The organism is Actinoplanes sp. NPDC089786, from assembly GCF_040684855.1.
GTDB lineage: Bacteria > Actinomycetota > Actinomycetes > Mycobacteriales > Micromonosporaceae > Actinoplanes.
Window position 1 is genome coordinate 37,757 of sequence record NZ_JBFBGU010000023.1, and the last position, 19,811, is coordinate 57,567.

Genomic DNA, 19,811 nt, shown 5'->3' on the forward strand with positions numbered 1-19,811 from the left:
GTGGTGGCCGGGCGTTCGCCCGACGGGGCTAAGGTGCCGCGCATGGCTGCCGAGGAACCGACGCGTTCGCTGCTGTTCGCCCTGGACGACGACCCGCACGGGCTCGGGCTGGGGCTGGACCTGCCGGACGGCCACCTCATCGACGACCCCAAGGGCACGGCCGACGACCCGCCGCTGTACTGGGTCAGCGAGGACGAGACCGACGCCGAGGAATGGGCCGAGGTCAACGCGCACGCCGCACGGACCGGGCTCCGGCCGATCCTGCTGGACGACCTGGTCGACGAGGACCTGTCGCCGAGCACCACGCAGTCGGCGCCGGGCGACCACGACGCCGAGGACGTGCTCGCCCTGTGGTGGGAGGAATGGCACGCCGACAGCGACGACGATCCGGACGACCAGCCGGAGTGGCCCGGCCTGGCCGACGCGCTGCCGGTGGAGGCCGACCCGGAGGCGTGCGCGCGGGAGGCGCTGGAAGACCTGGAGGGCAGCGACCTCTTCGAGGAGCCGCTGCTGGCGCTGGTGCCGGCGGCCCGGAGCGCGGACATCCCGGCGCTGCTCGGCTGGGACGGCGCGATCAACCTGGAGGACGACCCGGGCCGGCTGTCCGCGGTGCTGCGCAGCTGGGAGGACCGGTTCGGGGCGAGGCTGGTCGCGCTCGGCCCGGACACCTTGGTGGTGAGCGTAGCCGCGCCGCCGCGGACTGTCGACCAGGCGCTGGCGATCGCGGCCGAGCACTACGCGTTCTGCCCCGACAACGTCGACCAGGGCGAGCACGGCAATCTCGAGGAGTATGCCGACTGGCTGGTGGGGCGCGGGTACTGGACCTTCTGGTGGGATTAGGCGGTGGTTGGAAACACGTCCTAGCAGGCGGCGGGCCGGGCGACCAGGGCGACCGGCGGTTCCTGCGCGGGCGGCGGTGTCGTCGTCTCCACCACGGCCGGGGCTGACTCCACCACCGGCGCGGGCGCCTTGGTCGACGGCTTCGGCGCCGGCTTCTTCTTCGCCGGCACGGGCGGTTTCGGCGGCGGCGCCGCGATCTTGGCCAGGACCTTCTGGATCACGCCGGGCTTCAGCTTGATGCCGGGCACGGTGGTGGTCTTCCCGTACGCGTCGGTGAAGGTGATCGTGAACGGCCCGCCGCCCGCGCCACCGTCGATGATCCAGTAGTTGAAGTCCGTACGCGTAGCCGCCTTGCCGTTGACCTTGAGCGACCGCAACGGGCTGCCGTGGTTGTCGACGAGCGCCGCGAACCAGTAGCGCGACGAGCCCTCCTTGAGCCGCACGCTGACCGCCCCCGGCACCTTGGGCGAGCGCACCTTGGTGAACGTGACCGGCACGATCCCGTCGACCTCGTTCGCGATCTTCTTGAACGCCGTACGGCTGAGATCGATGTGCCCCGGCTCGCACGGCGGACACGAGTCGATCACCTTGACCCGCACCTTGCCCTTGGGCCCCTTGACGTCCAGGTAGCCGCCGCAGGCCGCGCCGTCGTCGTAGTCCGCCTCGCCCAGGGCCACGAACAGGTCGTCGGCCGGCGCCGACGGGAACGAGCAGTTGCCGGTGCCGCCGCCGAGGTCGTAGAACGTCGCCTTCCCGCCGGCGCGGGCCGCGGCGCAGGCGGCTCCCCCGTCCCGCAGCAGCAGGGCGAGGCCGAGGACGCCGGCCAGGACAACGGCGCCGCCGGTGGCGAGCCAGCGTTTCGAAAGTGCGATCACGCCGATGAATGCTTCGGTCCGGCGTACCGATGGGCAACTGTCCTAAGCCAAAACTAAGACGCGAGAGTGACGGGGTCACCCACCCGGAGGCTTCCCACCGCGTCCGGGATGAGGTTCAGGCCGAACATCAGCCCGCCGTCGATGTTGCGATGACGGCCGAGGATCTTCAGCGGTTGCGAGCCCTTGACGCCGGTCTCCTGGTCGATCGTGGTGACCAGGCAGCGCGCACACGGCCGGGCGGCCCGGAACGGCACCTCGCCGATCATCAGCCGTCGCCCCAGCCAGCCGTCCTCGGCCCACGGCGCCGCCCCCGCCACCACGATGTTCGGCCGGAACCGGGTCATCGGCACCGGCTCCTCACCGGCCTCGACCAGCCAGTCGTTCAGCGCCGCCAGGGATGCCTCGGTGGTGATCAGCATCGGGTAGCCGTCGGCCATGCTGACCCGGTCGTCATCGCGCCCGGCGTCCAGGATCGGCCGTCCGCCCGGATCCTCCTGCCACGCGATCCGCGCCGGCCGCCCCAGGAACGTCGCGAACCACCCGCCGTCGTCCGCGAGCCGCGTCGGCGCCTGCGGCTTCGACTTGAAGACCCGCACGAACTCCTTGGGCCCGTCGACCGGTTCGGCGAGGCGCAGATCCGGCATCCCCGCGGCCCGGACCACCAGCCCGCCGCCGACCGGGGTGACGTGCAGCTGGCTGAGCAGCGCGGTGTCCCGCTGAGTCACTCCCACGCCGTCCTGGTCGACAACGATCCAGCGCCGATCCCCGGCCAGCCCGTGCCGCTCCACCAGCGCGACGTCATGGTCATTCCGGTGCGACCCCTTGATGGGGTACGAGTGCAGCGAGGCGATCCGCATGCCCTCAGCCTGCCACGCACCGCCCCCGCCCGGCCGCCGGGTCAGCGTCGACCTGCCGATCCAGCCCGTCGACCCCCGGAGCTCAACATCCGCCCAGACCGATCCGGTCGGCAGCGCGGAGTGCCGGTCAGGTGTTGTTTCTCAGGATGGCCCAGTCGATGGAGAAGTAGCCGAAGACCAGCTCGTTGTCGGGGTCGTAGAGAATGCCGCGGGGCGCGGCGACGATCAGGATCCGGGCGGAGAAGATCTCGTCACGGGCCGAGGGTGACGAGAATCGTCCCATCGGCCCGTGACGCAAAAGATCAGCCGAACCAGCGGGCCAGATGATCGTCCAGATCCCGCTGGTCGTCGCCGATCCAGGCGACGTGGCCGTCGGGGCGCAGCAGGACGCCTGGGACATCCACGTCGGCCGCCGGATCGGCGAGCTGGTCGACCCGGTCCGACCAGGCCCGAGCGGTCAGCCGGCCGGTGCGGTCCAGCAGCAGGCCGCGCCCGCGGTGCAGCCGGGCGTAGAGGTTGCTCTGGCTGAGGGCGATGTCGGGCAGGCGGCGGCCGAGCAGGGCGTGGCCCTCGCCGACGTCGTAGCGGACGCCGATCGCGGTGATCTTCTCCATCAGGTGGCGGTTCACCTCGTCGAAGTCCATCAGCTCGGTGAGCAGCCGGAGCACGGCCTTCGGGCCCGGTCCGGGGGACTGGAGTTCCATCTGGGCGCGGGTGTTGTCCAGCACGTCCGCGGCGACCGGGTGACGTTCGGCCTGGTAGGTGTCCAGCAGGGTCGGCGGCGCCCAGCCGCGGATCTGGGCGGCCAGTTTCCAGCCGAGGTTGAAGGCGTCCTGGACGCCCAGGTTCAGGCCCTGCCCGCCGATGGGCGGGTGGATGTGGGCCGCGTCGCCGGCCAGCAGCACCCGCCCGACCCGGTAGCGGTCGGCCAGCCGGGTGGCGTCGCCGAAGCGGGACAGCCAGCGCGGCGAGTGCACGCCGAAGTCGGTTCCGGCGATGGCGTGCAGCTGGCGCCGGAAGTCGTCGAGGGTGGGCGGTTCGGCCCGGTCACCGACCGGCGCGCCGGGGATGATCATGCGGTAGGCGCCGCCGCCCGAGGGCATCAGGAGGAATCGCTTGTCGTTCTCACGGATCTCGGCCGCCCGGGCCGCGATCTCCTCCGGCGGCACGCCCACGTCGAGCTCGCCCATCAGCGTCGCGGTCCGCGCGGGCTCGCCGGGGAAGCCGACGCCGAGCAGTTTGCGCACCGTGCTGCGCCCGCCGTCACAGCCGACGAGATAGCGCGTACGCAGCCGCTCCCCGCCGGCCAGCTCGACGGTCACGCCGTCGTCGTCCTGGTCGAGGGCGGCCACCGCGCAACCGCGCCGGACCTCCGCGCCCTGCGCGACCGCGTGGTCTTCAAGCAGCTGGACGATGACCGGCTGCGGGATGCCCAGCAGGTAGGCGTACGCGGAGTCGAGGTTCTTGGGCGCGGGTTTGTCGATGGCCGCGAAGTAGGCGCCGGCCGGACGTTGCCGCCCGCGTTCGCGAACGCGCTCCAGCAGACCGCGCATGGCCATCAGTTCGAGGCTGCGAACATGCAGGCCGACGATGCGGACGGCCGACACGGGCTCGGTCTCCTTCTCGAGGACGAGAACCCGCACATCGTGGAGCCGCAGTTCGGCGGCCAGCATGGCGCCGGTCGGACCGCAACCGGCAATGATCACGTCGTACATCAGGAATTGCCTTTCGGGAGTGCCTCTGGCGCTCCCGGCGACGCCTACGTCAGTCGCCAACCGTGACGGCCGGGGGGAGCACCCACATCGGTACAGCGGTCATGGGTCTCACCTCCTCGGGCGGCGTCACGTTCCGGAGGAAGCTACCACGGGGCTGTTTTCTGAAAGTTCTTATGCATACTCTGGGCAGGTGAATGAAGGGGCCGTCAGGGTGGTGGATCTGTTCCAGGGGGCGCGCCTCACGCCGACCCAGCGGCGAATCGCGCACAGCCTGGTGCAACACGCCGGCACGGCCGCCTACCTGTCGGCGGCCGAGGTGGCCGACCTGGCCGGCGTCAGCCAGCCGTCGGTGACCCGGTTCGCCATGGCGCTGGGCTACCCGGGCTATCCGGCGCTGCGCCGCGAGCTGCGCGGACTGGTCGATTCCGCGCCGGCGCCGGCCACCGCGGCCAACGAGTCGCAGCGCGCGGTCGCCGCCGAGGCGGGGCGGCTGGGGCGGTTGCGCGACCAGCTCGAAGATCTCACGGCGGTGCGTACCGCCGCCGGACTGCTCGTGCGCAGCCGGCCGCTGCCGGTGCTGGGGCTGCGGGCGGCGGCGCCCCTGGCGACGTATTTCGGGTACTTCGCGGCCAAGGTGCACCCGGACGTGCGGGTGCTCGACGCCGGCGGCACCGAGCTGCTGGACCGGCTCGATCAGGCCCGCGCCGCCGGTGCGACGGCCATGCTGGCCATGGTGCTGCCCCGCTATCCGCGGGAGAGCCTGGCGGCGATCAAGGAGGCGGGGCTGGCCGTGGTGGCGATCACCGACTCCGAGGTGTCACCGGCGGCCGAGGTCGCCGACGTGGTGCTGCCCGCGGCGGTCGGTTCGGATCTGGTGTTCGACCTGCACACCGGGCCGATGACGATGGCCATGGTGCTGCTGCAGGCGATGTGCGACGCGGCGCCCGAGGTGGCGCAGCGCCGGTTGGAGGAGTTCGAGGCGACGGCCGCGCGGCGGCACATCTTCGAGGGGTAAGAGGCGATGGAGATCAGAGCGACGAGAGGTACGACGCGTACGGCGCTGGGCTGGCCCCAGGAGGCGGCCAAGCGGATGCTGATGAACAACCTCGACCCCGATGTGGCGGAGCGCCCGGAAGATCTGGTGGTGTACGGCGGCACCGGCCGCGCCGCGCGCGACTGGCCCAGCTTCCACGCGATCGTGCGGGAACTGGACGTGCTGCGCGACGACGAGACCCTGCTCGTGCAGTCGGGGCGGCCGGTGGGCGTCCTGCGTACCCATGAATGGGCTCCTCGGGTCTTGATCGCCAACTCGAACCTGGTCGGCGACTGGGCCACCTGGCCCGAGTTCCGCCGCCTGGAGCAGCTGGGCCTGACCATGTACGGCCAGATGACGGCCGGTTCGTGGATCTACATCGGCACGCAGGGGATCCTCCAGGGCACCTACGAGACGTTCGCGGCGGTGGCGGCCAAGCGGTTCGGCGGCGACCTGGCCGGCACGCTGACGCTCACCGCGGGGTGCGGCGGCATGGGCGGCGCGCAGCCCCTCGCGGTGACGATGAACGGCGGCGTCTGCCTGATCGCGGACGTGGACCGGACCCGGTTGCAGCGGCGGGTGGACACCCGCTACCTGGACGTCATCGCCTCCTCGCTGGACGACGCGGTGGCCCAGGCCGACGCGGCCAGACGCGAGCGCCGCGCGATCTCCATCGGCGTGGTCGGCAACGCCGCCGAGGTCTTCCCCGAGCTGCTGCGCCGCGGCACCGAGATCGACATCGTGACCGACCAGACCAGCGCCCACGACCCGCTGAGTTACGTGCCGCTCGGGGACGTCACCGATCTGAAGGCCGACGAGCACACCGACCGGGCCCGCGCCAGCATGGCGATCCACGTCGAGGCGATGGTCGGGTTCATGGACCGCGGCGCCGAGGTGTTCGACTACGGCAACTCGATCCGCGGCGAGGCGAGGCTCGGCGGGTACGGGCGGGCCTTCGACTTCCCCGGCTTCGTCCCGGCGTACATCAGGCCGCTCTTCGCCGAAGGCAAGGGTCCGTTCCGCTGGGCGGCGCTGTCCGGCGACCCGGCCGACATCGCGCGCACCGACCGCGCGGTGCTCGACCTGTTCCCGGACAACGAGCCGCTCGCCCGCTGGATCAAGCTGGCCGGCGAACGCGTGGCCTTCCAGGGGCTGCCGGCCCGGATCTGCTGGCTCGGGTACGGCGAACGCGACCAGGCCGGCGTGAAGTTCAACGAGCTCGTGGCCGGCGGCGAGGTGTCGGCGCCCCTGGTCATCGGCCGTGATCACCTCGACTCCGGCTCGGTCGCCTCGCCCTACCGCGAGACCGAGGCGATGGCCGACGGCTCCGACGCGATCGCCGACTGGCCGCTGCTGAACGCCCTGGTCAACACGGCCAGCGGCGCGTCCTGGGTGTCCATCCACCAGGGCGGCGGCGTCGGCATGGGCCGCTCGATCCACGCCGGTCAGGTGTGCGTGGCGGACGGCAGCGCGCTGGCCGGCGAGAAGATCGAGCGGGTGCTGACCAACGACCCGGCCACCGGTGTGCTGCGGCACGTGGACGCCGGCTACGAGTCGGCGGCCGCCGCGCACGTCACGGTCCCGATGAGGCAGTCGTGAGCTCGGCTTTCGCCAGCCTCTGGGCCGAGATCGCGCCGATCGGCCTCACCGACAACGGTTACCTTCGTTTCGCGCTGACCGAGCCGGAACGTGTTCTGCGTGACTGGTTCCGCAACCAGGCCGACCGCCGCGACATGACGGTCACCGAGGACGGCAACGGGAACCTGTTCGCGTGGCGCGGCGAGCCGTGGGCCGACGGCGTGGTGCTGACCGGTTCCCACTTCGACTCGGTGCCGCACGGCGGCGGGTACGACGGGCCGCTCGGCATCGTGTCCGCGTTCCTGGCCGTGGACCGGCTCCCGGCCGGCCGCAACGTGGCCGTGGCGGCGTTCTGCGAGGAGGAGGGCGGCCGGTTCGGCGTGCCGTGCCTGGGGTCGCGGCTGCTGACCGGCGCCATCGACCCGTCTCACGCGGCCAGGCTGTGTGACCGGGACGGGGTGTCCTTCGAGGAAGCACTGGGATATCGACCCGCCGGACCGCGACGGTTGCGCTTCAAGGCGGCGGTCGAACTGCACATCGAGCAGGGCCGCGCGCTCGACGTGCCGGTGGGTGTGGCCAGCGCGATCTGGCCGCACGGCCGGTGGCGGTTCGACTTCCGGGGCGACGCCGACCACGCCGGCACCACGCGGATGGCCGACCGGCGCGACCCGATGCTGACGTACGCGTACACGGTGCTGGCCGCCAACAAGGAGGCGCGCCTGGCCGGCGCCCACGCCACGATCGGCCGGGTGGCGGTGGAACCCAACGCCACCAACGCGATCCCGTCGCTGGTGCGCGGCTGGCTCGACGCGCGCGCCGCCGACGAGTCCACGTTGGAGACCCTGGTCGAGGCGATCGTCAAACGGGCCACCGACCGGGCCGGGCGGGACGGCATCGCGGTGTCGGTGGAACCCGAGTCGGTCACCGCCGAGGTCGCCTTCGACACCGCGCTCGCTTCCCGGGTGAGCGAACTGCTGGAGGACGCGCCGATCCTGCCGACCGGCGCCGGCCACGACGCCGGGGTGCTGTCCGCCCATGTTCCGACGGCGATGCTCTTCGTGCGTAACCCGACCGGCGTGTCGCACTCCCCCGCCGAGCACGCCACCGACGACGACTGCGAGGCCGGCGTCGAGGCGCTCGCCACCGTGCTGCTGGAGCTGACGTGAACTTCCACGCTTCGCACGCGCTGATCGGCGGGAACATTCAGCGCAACGTGCTGATCGAGATCGAGGACGGCCGGATCACCGCGGTCGTCCCGAGCACACCGGCCGGCGCGGCCATGCGGCTCCGCGGCCTGGTGCTGCCCGGCCTGGCCAACGTCCACTCGCACGCCTTCCATCGCGTCCTGCGCGGCCACACCCACGCCGGGCGAGGCAGCTTCTGGACCTGGCGGACGCGGATGTACGAGGTCGCCGCGGCCCTTGATCCAGACTCGTACTACCTGCTGGCCCGGGCGGTCTACGGCGAGATGGCGATGGCCGGGATCACCGCGGTCGGCGAGTTCCACTACCTGCACCACGCCCCGGACGGCGCCCGCTACAACGACCCGAACGCGATGGGCGAGGCGCTGATGGCCGCGGCCGCCGAGGCCGGGATCCGGATCACGTTGCTGGACACCCTCTATCTCACGTCGAGCGCGGACGGGCGGCCGCCGGAGGGCGTGCAGGTCCGGTTCAGCGACGGCAGCTTCGACGCCTGGGCGGAACGGGTGGAGGCGCTGAAACCGCTGCCCCGCGCGCTGATCGGCGCCGCCGCGCATTCGGTGCGCGCCGTGCCACCCGCCGATCTGGCCGCGCTGGCCGGCCGCAGCCCGCTGCACATCCACCTCTCCGAACAGCGGGCCGAGAACGAGCAGTGCCAGGCCGTCCACGGTTGCACGCCGACCGAACTGGTGCGCCGCCACGGAATCCTCGGTCCCGCCACCACGGTCGTGCACGCCACCCATCTCACCGAGGCCGACATCGCGGCCCTGGACGGGACCGGCGTGTGCGTCTGCCCGACCACCGAACGGGATCTCGCCGACGGGATCGGGCCGGCCCGCGCCCTGACCGGGCTGTCCCTGGGCAGTGACAGCCACGCGGTCATCGACCTGTTCGAGGAGGCGCGCGCCCTGGAGATGGACCAGCGGCTCGCCACCGAGGAACGCGGCCACTTCACCGTGGCCGAGCTGGTCGCGGCGGCCACCAACCACGCGGCGATCGGCTGGCCCGACGCGGGCGCGATCGAGCCGGGCCGGCGGGCCGACCTGGTCGCGGTGTCCCTCGACTCGGTCCGCACGGCCGGCGCCGACCCGGCCCAGGCCATGCTCGCCGCCACCGCCGCCGACATCACCCACGTGGTCGCCGACGGCCGGCTGATCGTCGACGACAGCGGGCACACCGGCTTCGACGTGGCGCGGGCGCTGCGCGAGGCCGCCACGGCGTGGAAGCGCAGCGCGGCATGAGCAGCATCGTGATCGACAACATCGGCGAGCTGACCGTCGACGACGGGCCCGGTCTGACCGATGCCGCGCTGGTCGCCGAGGACGGCCTCGTCACGTGGATCGGCGCCACCACCCGAGCGCCCGCCGCCGACGCACGGATCGACGCGGCCGGCGCGGCGGTGATTCCCGGCTTCGTGGACAGCCACGCGCACCTGGTGTTCGCCGGGGACCGGGCGGCCGAGTTCGCGGCGCGGATGGGCGGGCGCCCGTACACCGGGGGCGGCATCATGACCACCGTGGCCGCGACCCGCGCCGCGACCGACGATGATCTCCGCGCGAACGCCCGCCGCCTGGTCACCGAGGCGCGGCGGCAGGGCACGACCACGATCGAGATCAAGAGCGGGTACGGCCTGACCACCGCCCACGAGGTCCGCAGCCTGCGCATCGCCGGCGAGCTGACCGAGGAGACCACGTTCCTGGGCGCGCACGTGGTGCCGGGCGGCGACCCGGACGAGTACGTGGCGCTGGTCAGCGGCGAGATGCTGACCGCGGTCGCGCCGCACGCGAAGTGGGTGGACGTGTTCTGCGACCGCGGCGCGTTCACCGGCGAGCAGGCGCGGACGATTCTCACCGCGGGCCTCGCCGCCGGGCTGCGGCCCCGCATCCACGCCAACCAGCTTCAGCACGGTCCCGGCGTCCGGCTCGCCGTCGAACTCGGCGCCGCCAGCGCCGACCACTGCACCCACCTGGACGACGCCGACGTCGACGCGCTGGCCGGTGGCGACACCGTCGCCACGCTGCTGCCCGGGGCCGAGTTCTCCACGCGGTCGCCCTATCCGGACGCGCGGCGGCTGCTCGACGCCGGTGTCACGGTGGCCCTGGCCACCGACTGCAACCCCGGTTCGTCGTACACGTCGTCGATGGCGTTCTGCATCGCGCTGGCCGTACGCGAGATGAACCTGACCCCCGCCGAAGCCCTGCGCGCGGCAACTCTCGGCGGCGCCCGGGCCCTGCGCCGCGACGACGTCGGGCACCTGCGGGTCGGCGCGCGGGCCGACCTGGCCGTCCTCGACGCGCCGTCCTCTCTGCACCTGGCCTACCGGCCGGGTGTTCCGCTGATCCGCACCGTTCTGCACCACGGAGTTCCGCTATGACCGTCGTCGTCACACCCACCGGAGTCACCGCCGCCGACGTCCTCGCCGTCGCCCGGGGCCACGCCACCATCGAGATCGCCGAGGAGACCGTGGCCGCGATGGCCACCAGCCGCGCCATCGTCGACGGCATCGAAGCCTCCGGCCGCCCGGTCTACGGGGTGTCCACCGGGTTCGGCGCGCTGGCCAACACGTCCATCGCGCCGGCGCGCCGGGCCGAGTTGCAGCACGCGCTGATCCGCTCGCACGCCGCCGGGGTGGGCGCGCCGATGCCCCGCGAGGTGGTGCGGGCGATGATGCTGCTGCGGGTGCGGTCGCTGGCCCTCGGGCTGTCCGGCGTGCGTCCGGAGCTGGCGCGCGGCCTGGTCGACCTGCTCAACGCCGACATCACGCCGTGGGTGCCGGAACACGGCTCGCTGGGCGCGTCCGGTGACCTGGCGCCGCTGGCGCACTGCGCGCTGGTGCTGCTCGGCGAGGGCTGGGTGCTCGGCAAGGACGGCGCCCGGGTCGGCGCCGCCGATGCCCTGCAGGCGGCCGGCATCCAGCCGCTGACCCTGGCCGCCAAGGAGGGCCTGGCGCTGATCAACGGCACCGACGGGATGCTCGGCATGCTGCTGCTCGCGATCGACGACGCGGCGCACCTGTTCACCATGGCCGATGTGACCGCCGCCCTGTCGATCGAGGCGATGCTCGGCTCGGAGCGCCCGTTCCTGCCCGAGTTGCACGCCATCCGCCCGCATCCGGGCCAGTCGGCATCCGCCGCGAACATCCACCGCCTGCTCCAGAACTCGTCCATCATGGACTCGCACCGCGACGACCTGGCCCACGCCGTGCAGGACGCCTACTCGATGCGCTGCGCTCCCCAGGTGGCCGGCGCCGCCCGCGACACCCTGGGCTTCGCGGCTTCGGTTTGTGGACGTGAGCTCGCGTCGGTGGTCGACAATCCCGTCGTCCTGCGCGACGGCCGCGTGGAGTCCACCGGCAACTTCCACGGCGCCCCCCTGGGTTTCGCCGCCGACTTCCTGGCCATCGCCGCCGCCGAGGTGGGCGCGATCGCCGAGCGCCGCGTCGACCGCCTCCTCGACATCACCCGCAACCGCGACCTGCCCCCGTTCCTGGCTCCCGACGCCGGCGTCAACTCGGGCCTGATGATCGCCCAGTACACCGCGGCCGGCATCGTCGCCGACAACCGCCGCCTGGCCGCACCCGCCTCGGTCGACTCCCTCCCGACCAGCGGCATGCAGGAGGATCACGTCTCGATGGGCTGGTCCGCCACCAAGAAACTCCGCACCGTCCTCGACAACCTGACCAGCCTGCTCGCCGTCGAGCTCCTGTCCGCCGTCCGCGGCCTCCAGCTACGCGCCCCGCTCACCCCGTCCCCCGCCGGCCGAGCCGCCGTCGCCGCGGTCGCACCGTTCGCCGGCGCCCCCGGCCCCGACGTCTTCCTGGCGCCGGTCCTGGAGCAGGCACGCGAGGTGGTCGCCGGCCGTTCCCTCCGAGCCGCCGTCGAACAGTCGATCGGCCCCCTGTCCTGACACGACAATCGGCGGCGACGGATCATCCTGCGCCCCCACGCATTCCGATCCCGCCGCCGCCGCGGGCGCCCCGAACATCGTCCCCACCTGACCCGCCGACCGCTGTCCCCCTCGGCCATCTCGGCGGCTCAGACGCTGCTCCGCACCCGAATCCCCGTTCCCCCGTGCACCGCCAATCCTGCCGACCCACCACCCACCGCAAGCACCGCCGCCCGCAGCACGGCACGAATCCGGGAGACACCCCATTTCAAGATCAAGAGCAGAATGTCGTAGCTCGGTGGGTGGCCCCGACCGTCGCTCCCGCCGAGGCCGGCCCCACGGCTCCTGGCCGCTGGCGCGTCCAAACCAGAGCCGCGCGGCCTTCATTCTGCGTAATCGATCACCCTCCAGGCGCTCCGCGCCAACCCCACCCGGGTCGGACCGCGCTTCGCGCAGTCCGGGTCGACGCCTACGCCGCGAGCGCCCTTGCCGGAGCCGAGCCGGCCACCGCGGCTTCCACCCGCCACCCCAAGCCCCACCCCTCCCACCGCGGCCCTTTTGCTCTGAGCGCGTACAGGCAACACCCCAGCCCGACCGAACACCGAGGTCACACCGGCCCTGCCCGCGACACGCCGAAGCGACACGCCTGCTCTGAGCGCGTATAGGCAACACCGGCGTTCGCGCTCCGAGCACCCGCATGCATCGCCGCGAAGCCGCCGATGCCCAGGTGGCGCCCGGAAAGAAGGAGTGCCGCAGGGGTGTTGCCTATACGCGCTCAGAGCAAAAGGGCCGCGGAGGAGTAGGGGTCAGGTCTGCCGGGCGCGGGAAGGGCCAGGGCGCGGGAAGGGCCAGGGCGCGGGAAGGGCCAGGGCGCGAAGAGAGCTCGCCCACCCCAAGAGGACGCAAACGAGGCGATCGCGCGCCCAGCGCACCACCCCCGCCCACCCCGCGCACAAAACGCGAAGAGCCCCACGCACAAATAGGCCGGAGTGGCGGGGCAGCCTAGCGGAGTTCGCGGGCGACGACCTTGGCCAGCTCGCGGAAGGCCTTGCCCCGGTGGCTGATCGCGTCCTTCTCGGCGGCGCTCAGTTCGGCGTTGGTGCGGGACTGGCCGTCGCCCAGGAAGATCGGGTCGTAGCCGAAGCCGCCGGCGCCGCGGCGGGCGCGGAGGATGCGGCCGGGCTGGCGGCCCTCGACCAGGTGTTCGCGGCCGTTCGGCAGGACCAGGGCGGCCGCGCAGACGAAGGCGCCGCCTCGGTGTTCGTCGGGGACGTCGCTGATCTGGGCCAGCAGCAGGTCGAGGTTGGCGTCGTCGTCGCCGTGGCCGCCGGACCAGCGGGCGCTGAAGACGCCGGGCATGCCGTTGAGCGCGTCGACCGCGATGCCGGAGTCGTCGGCGACCGTGGGCAGACCGGTCCGGTTGGCGCCCTCACGGGCCTTGATCAGCGCGTTCTCACCGAAGGTCAAACCCGTTTCGGGTACGTCGGGATAGCCCTCGAACTCGCCGAGCCCGACCAGCGTGACCCGGGACGTGCCGAGCGCCGCGTCGAGGATGCGCTGCAGTTCGAGCAGCTTCTTCCGGTTCGCCGTGGCGAGCAGCAGCTTGCTCACGACGCCAGCGCCTTCTGCTGGGCCAGGGCGAGTTCGGCGCAGCCGGCCACCCCGAGGTCGAGCAGCAGGTCGAGCTGGGCGCGGTCGAACACGTTGGCCTCGCCGGTGCCCTGGACCTCGACGAAGTCGCCGTCACCGGTGCAGACGATGTTCATGTCCACCTCGGCCGCGACGTCCTCGAGGTACATCAGGTCGGTGCGCGGCTCGCCGTCGATGATGCCGACGCTGACCGCCTGGACCGACCGGTGCATCACGCCCTCGACCTTGCCGGCCAGCGACTTGCGCCCGGACAGCCAGGTCACCGCGTCGTGCAGCGCGACGTAGGCGCCGGTGATCGCCGCGGTGCGGGTGCCGCCGTCGGCCTGGAGCACGTCGCAGTCGAGCACGATCGAGTTCTCGCCCAGCGCCTTGAGGTCGATGCACGCCCGCAGGCTCCGGCCGATGAGGCGGGAGATCTCCTGCGTACGCCCGCCGACCTTGCCCTTGACACTTTCCCGGTCGCCGCGCGTGTTGGTGGCGCGCGGGAGCATCGCGTACTCAGCCGTCACCCAGCCCAGCCCGGAGCCCTTGCGCCAGCGCGGAACCCCCTCGGTGACCGACGCGGTGCACAGCACCCGGGTGTTGCCGAACTCCACGAGCACCGAGCCCTCGGGGTGGATGCTCCACCGGCGGGTCAGGGTGACGGGACGCAGTTGGCCGGGCTCGCGGCCGTCGGGACGTGCCATGAACGTCACCCTATGCGTATCGGGGAGCCGCGCTAGCCGCGGGATGCCCAGGCGCTGGACATCGTGCCGACCGGGGCGGCCGGGCGCAGGGCGGCCGCGGTGGCGCGGGTCTGACGGCTGATCGCCGGCGCCTCGACACCGTGCGCGCGGAGGAAGCCCTCGACGGCCTGCGGCCAGCCGAACAGTTCGGCGCGGGCCCGTGCGGCGGCGCGGCGTTCCTGCTCGGGGCGGGCCATCAGGCGGCGTACGCCCTCGGCGAACCCTTCCGGCGTACCCGGAACCGCGACGCCCGCCTCGCCCACCACCTCGGGCAACGCGCTCGCCTGATTGACCACCACCGGGGTGCCGCAGGCCAGCGCCTCGAGCGCGGCCAGCCCGAATGTCTCGACCGGACCGGGCGCGACCAGCACGTCGGCGCTGGCCAGGAGCGCGGCGACGGCGGCCCGGTCGCTGACGTGACCGGCGAAGCGCACCGGGAGCCGGGCTGCGCGGTAGGCCAGCGCCGCCCGCCGGGAGCCGTCACCGGCCACGGCCAGGACGGCGGGCTCCTTCATGGCGCGCATCGCGGCGATCGTGTCGACGGCCAGTTCGGGGCGCTTGTCGGCGGAGAGCCGGCTGCAGTAGACGACCAGGATCTCGTCGGGGCGGGCATACCGGGCGCGGACCATCGGGTCGGCGGCGCCGGGCCGGTACATGCTGAGGTCGACGCCGAGCGGGACCTCGACCAGGTTGGGTACGCCGAGCCGGCGGAACTCGGTGGCGGCGAAGGCCGTGGTGCAGACGATCTGGTCGTACATCTCGGCGGTGGCGCGGTTGAGCCGGTCGGCGAGCACCTCGCGGGCGGGCATGCCCCAGACGCCGAGCAGCCCGGCCAGGCTCTCGTGGGAGACCATCATCGAGCCGACGCCCCGCTCGCGCGCCCACTTGCCGGTCCAGCGCAGGGTGGAGCGGTCGGACACCTCGATGCGGTCGGGTTCGAGCTGCTCGAGCAGCCGGCTGATCTCGCGACGACCGGCGAGCACGCGGTTGCCGCCGGTGCGTGGCAGCACCGTGCCGGGCAGGGTGATCACCCGGCCCTGCTCGGTCATCTCGTCGGAGGCGCGACGACCGGGAACGATCAGGATCGCCTCGTGACCGGCCCGCTGGTAGCCCTCACCCAGGTAGCGCAGTGCCGTACGGAGACCACTGGACCGAGCCGAGACGAAGTTGGCCAGCCGGACAATGCGCATGCCAGTGCACTCCAAGGGGGGTCAAACTCGGGGGGCTCAGAGATCGTAGCGGCTGCCGGGCCGCACGACCTCAACGGGACCGGCGTATGCGGCCGATGCCGCATCCACAGTAGATGCCTCACTCCCCCATGCGGATACCAAATGGGTCAAGAGAAGGCGACCGACATCCGCCTTGGTCGCCGCCTCACCCGCCTCACCCCCGGTCAGGTGTATGTCAGGTGGATTGTCCACACCGTCCAGGTAGCTCGCCTCGCAGAGGAACAGGTCGGCGCCCTGGGCGAGTCGCAGCAGAGCATCGCAGGGCGCGGTGTCGGCCGAGTATGCCAGGACGTGTCCGCCCTGCTCAACGCGTACTCCGTAGGTCTCTATCGGGTGATTGACCCGGTCGACGGTGACGGTGAACGGACCGATCGGGAAGGTGCCCGGCTCGAGCCGGAAGAAGTTGTAGACGTCGTCGACCGGCTCGGCGTCGGGGCTGTAGGCGGCGGCGATGCGCTCGGCCGCGCCCAGCGGCGCGTAGACCGGCAGTTTGGGCAGCGGGCCCTGCGGGTCGTAGCGGCGGACCACCACGTAATCGCACGCGTCGGACATGTGATCACAATGCAGATGAGTGAGGAGAATCGCATCTACCGCATTGAGCCCGGCGTAGCGCTGCAAAGCGGACAGTGATCCCGAGCCGAAATCAAGGAGCAGCCGGAAGCCCTGAGCCTCCAGAAGGTACGCGGAACAGGCCGACTCGGGGCCGGGAAAACTGCCGGCGCAGCCGAGAACGGTCAGTCGCATACGGATACCCCTGAATCACGCCCCGTCGACCCACGCCCGGTCAACCAAGCCCCGCGCGACCGGCCCGTGGTGATAGTCAGAGACCAGTCAATCACGCTGCGAAGCGTACGCCCGGACCAGCGCGCCGGGTTAAGGTCTGATCGATTTGTCGCTAAATCGACAACGTACATCACATCCCTCGTGACCTCGGTCTCCGTAAGATGCGTGACTCTTCGTAAGGCTTCCGCGTTGCACACCGTGAGGCGACTACCCTTACGGAGACGAATGACGACCGACCTGGACTCACCCAGCGCAGTGGTGCCCTTCGGCTGGGAGGGTGATGTCCCGACCACCGATCCGGATGACCGCGACCTGCTCTTCCGCTTCCCCGCGGCGGACGATCCGGCGCCGGGCACACGGCGGTTGCTCGCCATGTCGCTCTACGCGTCGGCGCTCGGACTCATCGGGGTCGGCGTCGGCCTGCGTGCCTTCGTCTCGGTGCTCGGCGGCGTCCCCGGCTGGTACGTGCCGGTGCTCGCCCTGCTCGGCCTGACCAGCGTGGCCCTGGTGGTCGGGGCGTTCCTGTCGATCCACCGCCGAGTGCTGCCGTACCTCTTCCTGGCCGGCGCCGCCCTACCGTTGAGCGGCGCCGTCCTCATCGCGGTGGCGCACTAGGCCCAGAGCTGCCCTTCGAGGGCGTCCTCCGCATCGGACAGGGTGCCGCCGTACGCGCCGGTGGACAGGTATTTCCAGCCACCGTCGGCGATCACGAACGCGACGTCGGCGCGCCGGCCCGCCTTGACCGCCTCGTGCGCGACGGCCAGCGCGGCATGCAGGATCGCGCCGCTGGAGAAGCCCGCGAAGATCCCTTCGACCTCGACGAGCTGACGGGTACGCAGGACGGCGTCGCGCGTGCCGACCGAGAAGCGCCGGTTCAGCACCGTGGCGTCGTACAGCTCGGGAACGTACCCCTCGTCGATGTTCCGGAGCCCGTAGACCACCTCGCCGTAGCGTGGCTCGGCGGCGATGATCTCGACGCCGTCCACCTTCTCGCGCAGGTAGCGGCCGGTGCCCATGAGCGTGCCGGTGGTGCCCAGCCCGGCCACGAAATGGGTGATCGTCGGCAGGTCGCGCAGCAGCTCGGGGCCGGTGGTCTCGTAGTGGGCGCGGGCGTTGGCCGGGTTGCCGTACTGGAAGAGCATCACCCAGTCGGGGTGCTCGGCCGAGATCTGCTTGGCGGTGGCGACGGCCTGGTTGGACCCGCCGGCCGCCGGCGAGAAGATGATCTCGGCGCCGTACATCCGGAGGATCTGGACGCGCTCGGCCGAGACGTTCTCGGGCATCACGCAGACCAGCCGGTAACCGCGGAGCTTGGCCACCATGGCCAGCGAGATGCCGGTGTTGCCGCTGGTCGGTTCCAGGATCGTGTCACCGGGGCGGAGCCGGCCGGCCTCCTCGGCCTCGCGCACCATGAACAGCGCCGCGCGGTCCTTGATGCTGCCGGTCGGGTTGCGGTCCTCCAGTTTGGCCCACAGCCGCACCGGCGGCGCCCCGTCGGGCACCGTCGGCGACAGGCGGGGCAGGCCGACCAGCGGCGTGCCCCCGGCTGCGTCCAGGAGGCTCTCGTAGCGAGCCATGGCGACTAGCCCCCGTAGAGAGCCGCGACGGCCGCGAAGCCGAGCGCGCCACCGGCGACCGCCGGCAGGATGGTGACCGAGTCACCGTCGGAGACCTTGGCGTCGAGCGCGCCGAGGAAGCGCACGTCTTCGTCGTTGACGTAGATGTTGACGAAGCGGTGCAGCCCGCCCTCGGGCGTGATCAGCCGGCCCTTGAGGCCGCTGTGCTTGGCGTCGAGATCATCGATCAGCCCGGACAGGGTGACGCCGGCGCCCTCGACGACCTTCTGGCCGCCGGTGTAGCTGCGCAGGATGGTGGGAACGCGAACTTCGATAGCCATGACTTTTTTCAATGCTCCTTGGGAAGTGTTCGAGGCAGGGTCGGGTGGAGGTCGCTCAGCGACACTCGTAGAACACCGACGCCGGGCTCTGCCCGAACATGTACGTCTGTACCGTTCCCATCACACGTCTACCGTCGCATCCACGATGTTGACCTCTTCTTCGGTCACCACACTGTCCACGATACGGAACGACCGGATCTCCTCAAGCTCGGGATCACGTGTCGAGACGAGCAGGTAGTGGGCGCCGGGCTCACCGGCGAAGGAGATGTCGGTTCGCGACGGATAGGCCTCGGTGGCCGTGTGGGAGTGGTAGATGACGACCGGTTCCTCGTCGTTGTCGTCCATCTCGCGCCAGACCCGCAGCTGTTCCATCGAGTCGAACTCGTAGAAGGTCATCGAGCGGGCGGCGTTGTCCATCGCGATGTGCCGGGTCGGCAGGTCGCTCCCGATCGGGCCGGCGACGACGCCACAGGCCTCGTCGGGGTGGTCCCGGCGGGCGTGGTCGACGATCGCCTTGACGATCGCGCTGTCGATGGTGAGCACGCTTTTCACATTACCGTGGGATTTCCGGTCGCCGCGCGTGGCCGTGACCACACGCCGCGCTAGTCGATCTCGGGCAGCGCGTTCAGCAGCGATTCCTGCAGATAGCCGAGGTACGCGTACACCGACAGCTGGAAGACCCGGCTGGAGGCGGGGTCGTGCAGCACCGCGTCGTCCAGCTCGTCGCCGAGGTCGGTGTCGGCGCTGACATCCAGGCGGGTGCCCATGGCCAGCCGCGCGTCGTTGATCGCCCGCAGCCAGGCCTCGGCCGTCTCGGCGTCGAGGCGAACCTCACCCGGGCCGTCGCTCGGCAGCGCGGCCAGGATCGCGCCGGCCTGGTCGATCTTGCCGGTCTTGAGCTCGCCCTCGGTGTACTGCCGGAACTCGGCCGAGTCTTCGGGCAGATCGGGGTAGATGTCCGGGAAGAGCCGGTCGACCACCGGGTCGGTCCGGTCGAAGCCGTCGGTGAGCAGGTCGACAACCTCACCGGCGACCTTGCGGAGCACCCGCACCTCGTCGATGGCGAACGCGGCCACACACTCGCCGCCGCTGCGTCGGAACATGTCTAGTCCACCCTCACGCCCGGTCGACCGTCGCCCACAGACCGTATCCGTGCAACTGCGAGGCGTCCAATTCCATCCGCTCGCGGGCACCGGTGGAAACCACCGCCTTGCCCTTGTGATGCACGTCCAGCATGAGCTTCTCGGCCTTTTCCCGGCTGTAGCCGAACTGCTTCTGGAAAACCCAGGTCACGTACGACATCAGATTGACCGGGTCGTCCCAGACAATCGTCACCCAGGGCCGGTCGTCCGCCGGTACTTCCTCGACCTCCGGCGTCTCAACGGGAGCGACCTGGGGCAGCGCCATGCCCACCATCGTGCCACCGGAAGGGCCGAACCGTGGAATGTGGCCCCTCAATCGCAGGTCACGAAGCGATCTACAGTCCGATTGCCAGAGCCACAGGTAGTGACATGACCGTGACGGATCTCGATATGCTGGCCG

20 protein-coding genes and 1 pseudogene are annotated in these 19,811 nt (G+C 71.6%); 8 read left to right on the top strand and 13 right to left on the bottom strand.

Annotated features, from left to right (window positions below; genetic code table 11):
* Positions 1–42: 42 nt before the first annotated feature.
* On the top strand, positions 43–840 hold the full coding sequence (locus AB0O15_RS39380; RefSeq protein WP_364330249.1) for a DUF4253 domain-containing protein: 798 nt from the start codon (positions 43–45) through the stop codon (positions 838–840).
* A gap of 20 nt (positions 841–860) precedes the next feature.
* Here AB0O15_RS39380 and AB0O15_RS39385 read toward each other — a convergent pair whose 3' ends face one another.
* The 4 genes from AB0O15_RS39385 to AB0O15_RS39400 all read right to left on the bottom strand — a co-directional run bounded on the left by AB0O15_RS39385 (position 861) and on the right by AB0O15_RS39400 (position 4,287).
* On the bottom strand, positions 861–1,715 hold the full coding sequence (locus tag AB0O15_RS39385) for an expansin EXLX1 family cellulose-binding protein (RefSeq protein ID WP_364330252.1): 855 nt from the start codon (positions 1,713–1,715) through the stop codon (positions 861–863).
* 53 nt (positions 1,716–1,768) lie between these two features.
* Complete coding sequence (locus AB0O15_RS39390; protein WP_364330255.1) at positions 1,769–2,572, bottom strand: MOSC N-terminal beta barrel domain-containing protein; 804 nt, start codon at positions 2,570–2,572, stop codon at positions 1,769–1,771.
* A gap of 127 nt (positions 2,573–2,699) precedes the next feature.
* Complete coding sequence (locus AB0O15_RS39395) at positions 2,700–2,855, bottom strand: hypothetical protein (protein WP_364330258.1); 156 nt, start codon at positions 2,853–2,855, stop codon at positions 2,700–2,702.
* A 19-nt stretch (positions 2,856–2,874) separates the two neighbouring features.
* Positions 2,875–4,287 carry an FAD-dependent monooxygenase gene (locus tag AB0O15_RS39400; RefSeq protein WP_364330261.1) on the bottom strand — a complete coding sequence of 471 codons (1,413 nt, stop codon included), beginning with the start codon at positions 4,285–4,287 and terminating at the stop codon, positions 2,875–2,877.
* 190 nt (positions 4,288–4,477) lie between these two features.
* Here AB0O15_RS39400 and AB0O15_RS39405 point away from each other — a divergent pair, with 190 nt between their 5' ends.
* Genes AB0O15_RS39405 through hutH form a run of 6 tightly spaced genes read left to right on the top strand, consistent with a single transcriptional unit; the run spans position 4,478 to position 12,006 of the window.
* A complete protein-coding gene (locus AB0O15_RS39405; protein WP_364330264.1) occupies positions 4,478–5,302 on the top strand; it encodes a MurR/RpiR family transcriptional regulator in 825 nt (274 codons plus the stop codon).
* A gap of 6 nt (positions 5,303–5,308) precedes the next feature.
* On the top strand, positions 5,309–6,919 hold the full coding sequence (gene hutU, locus AB0O15_RS39410; RefSeq protein ID WP_364330267.1) for a urocanate hydratase: 1,611 nt from the start codon (positions 5,309–5,311) through the stop codon (positions 6,917–6,919).
* Positions 6,916–8,064 (top strand): allantoate amidohydrolase, encoded by a 1,149-nt coding sequence (locus AB0O15_RS39415; protein ID WP_364330270.1) that lies wholly within the window; start codon positions 6,916–6,918, stop codon positions 8,062–8,064. Before hutU ends, AB0O15_RS39415 begins: the two co-directional genes overlap by 4 nt.
* The gene (locus AB0O15_RS39420; protein WP_364330273.1) at positions 8,061–9,341 is read left to right on the top strand and encodes a formimidoylglutamate deiminase; all 1,281 of its coding nucleotides are present in this window, start codon (positions 8,061–8,063) and stop codon (positions 9,339–9,341) included. Before AB0O15_RS39415 ends, AB0O15_RS39420 begins: the two co-directional genes overlap by 4 nt.
* On the top strand, positions 9,338–10,474 hold the full coding sequence (gene hutI, locus AB0O15_RS39425; protein ID WP_364330276.1) for an imidazolonepropionase: 1,137 nt from the start codon (positions 9,338–9,340) through the stop codon (positions 10,472–10,474). The genes AB0O15_RS39420 and hutI overlap by 4 nt, the downstream gene beginning before the upstream one ends.
* Positions 10,471–12,006 (top strand): histidine ammonia-lyase, encoded by a 1,536-nt coding sequence (hutH, locus tag AB0O15_RS39430; RefSeq protein ID WP_364330279.1) that lies wholly within the window; start codon positions 10,471–10,473, stop codon positions 12,004–12,006. The genes hutI and hutH overlap by 4 nt, the downstream gene beginning before the upstream one ends.
* 981 nt (positions 12,007–12,987) lie before the next feature.
* Here the strand turns inward: hutH and rdgB are convergent.
* The 4 genes from rdgB to AB0O15_RS39450 are packed head-to-tail and all read right to left on the bottom strand — an operon-like array spanning position 12,988 to position 16,333.
* Positions 12,988–13,596 (bottom strand): RdgB/HAM1 family non-canonical purine NTP pyrophosphatase, encoded by a 609-nt coding sequence (rdgB, locus tag AB0O15_RS39435; protein WP_364330281.1) that lies wholly within the window; start codon positions 13,594–13,596, stop codon positions 12,988–12,990.
* On the bottom strand, positions 13,593–14,321 hold the full coding sequence (rph, locus tag AB0O15_RS39440; RefSeq protein ID WP_364330284.1) for a ribonuclease PH: 729 nt from the start codon (positions 14,319–14,321) through the stop codon (positions 13,593–13,595). Before rph ends, rdgB begins: the two co-directional genes overlap by 4 nt.
* Positions 14,322–14,353: 32 nt before the next feature.
* Complete coding sequence (locus tag AB0O15_RS39445) at positions 14,354–15,550, bottom strand: glycosyltransferase (protein ID WP_364330287.1); 1,197 nt, start codon at positions 15,548–15,550, stop codon at positions 14,354–14,356.
* Positions 15,551–15,586: 36 nt separating this feature from the next.
* Positions 15,587–16,333 (bottom strand): MBL fold metallo-hydrolase, encoded by a 747-nt coding sequence (locus tag AB0O15_RS39450; RefSeq protein WP_364330290.1) that lies wholly within the window; start codon positions 16,331–16,333, stop codon positions 15,587–15,589.
* Between the two features lie 264 nt (positions 16,334–16,597).
* Between AB0O15_RS39450 and AB0O15_RS39455 the strand changes: the two genes are divergently transcribed.
* Positions 16,598–16,987 (top strand): hypothetical protein, encoded by a 390-nt coding sequence (locus AB0O15_RS39455; RefSeq protein WP_364330293.1) that lies wholly within the window; start codon positions 16,598–16,600, stop codon positions 16,985–16,987.
* On the opposite strand, the gene AB0O15_RS39460 is transcribed toward AB0O15_RS39455, so the two are convergent.
* The 5 genes and pseudogenes from AB0O15_RS39460 to clpS form a co-directional block, all read right to left on the bottom strand.
* A complete protein-coding gene (locus AB0O15_RS39460) occupies positions 16,984–17,949 on the bottom strand; it encodes a cysteine synthase (protein ID WP_364330296.1) in 966 nt (321 codons plus the stop codon). The two genes, AB0O15_RS39455 and AB0O15_RS39460, sit on opposite strands and share 4 nt — an antisense overlap.
* Positions 17,950–17,954: 5 nt before the next feature.
* Positions 17,955–18,269 carry a MoaD/ThiS family protein gene (locus AB0O15_RS39465; protein WP_364330299.1) on the bottom strand — a complete coding sequence of 105 codons (315 nt, stop codon included), beginning with the start codon at positions 18,267–18,269 and terminating at the stop codon, positions 17,955–17,957.
* Positions 18,270–18,324: 55 nt separating this feature from the next.
* Positions 18,325–18,812: pseudogene (locus AB0O15_RS39470) on the bottom strand (M67 family metallopeptidase).
* Positions 18,813–18,871: 59 nt separating this feature from the next.
* Complete coding sequence (locus AB0O15_RS39475; protein WP_364330302.1) at positions 18,872–19,372, bottom strand: DUF2017 domain-containing protein; 501 nt, start codon at positions 19,370–19,372, stop codon at positions 18,872–18,874.
* A 13-nt stretch (positions 19,373–19,385) separates the two neighbouring features.
* Positions 19,386–19,676, bottom strand: a complete 291-nt coding sequence (clpS, locus tag AB0O15_RS39480; protein ID WP_364330305.1) for an ATP-dependent Clp protease adapter ClpS — start codon at positions 19,674–19,676, stop codon at positions 19,386–19,388.
* Between the last annotated feature and the right edge of the window lie 135 nt (positions 19,677–19,811).